Here is a 3,089-nt window from a genome sequence, read left to right as displayed (position 1 = left end):
GTGCAGAGAAGATTTCACGGTCATCCGATTGGATGAGAGTTTGAACGTGCGTTTTGCAGACCTGGCAGCGACCTACTCTCCCGCGTCTTGAGACGAAGTACCATCAGCGCTGGAGCGTTTCACGGCCGAGTTCGGAATGGGATCGGGTGCAGCCGCTCCGCCATAACCACCAGGTCGGCAAAACGCACGTTATTCGAGAAGCTGGAATAGGGAATAGTGAGTAGCGAATAGTGAGTAGGGGATACCTATTCGCCATTGGCTCACTGCTCTTCACCTGTCTTTTTGTGCCTGAGCGACATCCGCAGTTTGCTTCCGGGCAAAGCCCGCAAGCGCGACTGCGCGTCGCCGGTCGTCCGGCGCCCTCGCGGAGCATAGGCCCGTAAGGGCCGCTCATGCGTGAGCGCTGGTCAGACCATTTGACTTCAAATGGATATTAGGAATGAGAACGATCAAGCCGATCGAACTATTAGTACCGGTAAGCTTCAAGCGTTGCCGCTCTTCCACACCCGGCCTATCAACGTGGTCGTCTTCCACGGTTCTCAGGGAATACTCGTTTTAAGGTGGGTTTCCCGCTTAGATGCCTTCAGCGGTTATCCCGTCCGGATATAGCTACCCTGCTATGCGGCTGGCGCCACAACAGGTCCACCAGAGATCCGTCCATCCCGGTCCTCTCGTACTAGGGACAGATCCTTTCAATATTCCTACACCCACGGCAGATAGGGACCGAACTGTCTCACGACGTTCTGAACCCAACTCACGTACCGCTTTAAATGGCGAACAGCCATACCCTTGGGACCTGCTCCAGCCCCAGGATGCGATGAGTCGACATCGAGGTGCCAAACAACCCCGTCGATATGGACTCTTGGGGGTCATCAGCCTGTTATCCCCGGCGTACCTTTTATCCGTTGAGCGATGGCCCTTCCACGCGGGACCACCGGATCACTATGACCGACTTTCGTCTCTGCTCGACTTGTCAGTCTCGCAGTCAGGCAGGCTTATGCCATTGCACTCAGCGAACGATTTCCGACCGTTCTGAGCCCACCATCGCGCGCCTCCGTTACTCTTTAGGAGGCGACCGCCCCAGTCAAACTACCCACCATACATTGTCCCGGACCCGGATAACGGGCCGCGGTTAGACATCCATAGTGATAAGGGTGGTATTTCAAGGGTGGCTCCACCTGAGCTGGCGCCCAGGTTTCAAAGCCTACCACCTATCCTACACATGCCACTACGAATGCCAATGTAAAGCTATAGTAAAGGTGCACGGGGTCTTTCCGTCTAACCGCAGGAACCCCGCATCTTCACGGGGAATTCAATTTCACTGAGTCTATGCTGGAGACAGCGGGGAAGTCGTTACGCCATTCGTGCAGGTCGGAACTTACCCGACAAGGAATTTCGCTACCTTAGGACCGTTATAGTTACGGCCGCCGTTTACTGGGGCTTCGATTCAGAGCTTGCACCCCTCCTCTTAACCTTCCAGCACCGGGCAGGCGTCAGACCCTATACGTCGTCTTGCGACTTCGCAGAGCCCTGTGTTTTTGATAAACAGTCGCTACCCCCTGGTCTGTGCCACCCTCCTCCACTTGCGTGGAAAAGGGTCACGCTTCTTCCGAAGTTACGCGTGCAATTTGCCGAGTTCCTTCAGCATAGTTCTCTCAAGCGCCTTGGTATACTCTACCAGACCACCAGTGTCGGTTTCGGGTACGGTTTATAAGGAGGAGCTATTTCCTGGAACCACGCAGCAGCCCGTTCAATCCGATAAGATTGGACTACCTCAATGATCCGTCACTACCTCCAAGCCCACGAATATTAACGTGGTTCCCATCGACTACGCGTTTCCGCCTCGTCTTAGGGGCCGGCTAACCCTGCTCAGATTAGCTTTAAGCAGGAACCCTTGGTCTTTCGGCGGGGGAGTCTCTCACTCCCCTTACGTTACTCATGTCAGCATTCGCACTTCTGATACCTCCACCACCCCTCACGGGTATGGCTTCGTCAGCTTACAGAACGCTCCGCTACCGCTTGGCCCTTGCGGACCAAACCCTAAGCTTCGGTGTATGGCTTTAGCCCCGTTACATTTTCGGCGCAAAGACCCTTATTTAGACCAGTGAGCTGTTACGCTTTCTTTAAATGATGGCTGCTTCTAAGCCAACATCCTGGTTGTTTTGGGATCCTCACATCCTTTCCCACTTAGCCATAACTTGGGGACCTTAGCTGTAGGTCAGGGTTGTTTCCCTTTTCACGACGGACGTTAGCACCCGCCGTGTGTCTGCCGACTAGTACTCCCAGGTATTCGGAGTTTGGTTAGGTTTGGTAATCCGGTGAGGACCCCTAGCCCATCCAGTGCTCTACCCCCTGGGGTATTCGGTCGACGCTCTACCTAAATAGATTTCGCGGAGAACCAGCTATTTCCGAGTTTGATTGGCCTTTCACCCCTAGCCACAAGTCATCCCGAACTATTGCAACAGTTATGGGTTCGGTCCTCCAGTAAGTGTTACCTTACCTTCAACCTGCTCATGGCTAGATCACTCGGTTTCGGGTCTAATGCGACGAACTGAACGCCCTGTTCAGACTCGCTTTCGCTGCGCCTACACCTAGCGGTTTAAGCTTGCTCGTCACACTAAGTCGCTGACCCATTATACAAAAGGTACGTGGTCACCCAGGACGAACCTTGGGCTTCCACTGTTTGTAGGCAACCGGTTTCAGGTACTCTTTCACTCCCCTTGTCGGGGTGCTTTTCACCTTTCCCTCACGGTACTAGTTCGCTATCGGTCATGCACGAGTACTTAGGCTTGGAGGGTGGTCCCCCCAATTTCAGACAGGATTTCACGTGTCCCGCCTTACTCGAGGACGATTGATTGCATTACGCGTACGGGGCTGTCACCCACTATGGCCCTACTTTCCAGAAGGTTCCGCTTGTCTCTCAATCGCCACTGGCCTGGTCCGGGTTCGCTCGCCACTACTTCCGGAGTCTCGGTTGATGTCCTTTCCTACGGGTACTTAGATGTTTCAGTTCCCCGCGTTCGCCACTTTATCCCTATGTATTCAGGATAAGTTACCTATATCTGATACTTGGAAACCACAGCAGCACC

The 3,089-nt window shown here is 53.9% G+C and carries 2 rRNA genes; both read right to left on the bottom strand.

From position 1 onward, the window contains the following. Positions 1-59 precede the first annotated feature (59 nt). A 5S ribosomal RNA gene (rrf, locus tag LB524_RS28730) occupies positions 60-174 on the bottom strand. A gap of 271 nt (positions 175-445) precedes the next feature. Then, a 23S ribosomal RNA gene (locus tag LB524_RS28725) occupies positions 446-3,089 on the bottom strand; the annotation flags it as partial.

The sequence above is a fragment of the Mesorhizobium sp. ESP6-5 genome, assembly GCF_020164695.1.
Classification (GTDB): Bacteria; Pseudomonadota; Alphaproteobacteria; order Rhizobiales; family Rhizobiaceae; genus Mesorhizobium; species Mesorhizobium australicum.
Note: the sequence above shows the minus strand (reverse complement) of the source record. Positions and strands in the feature narration are given on the sequence as shown.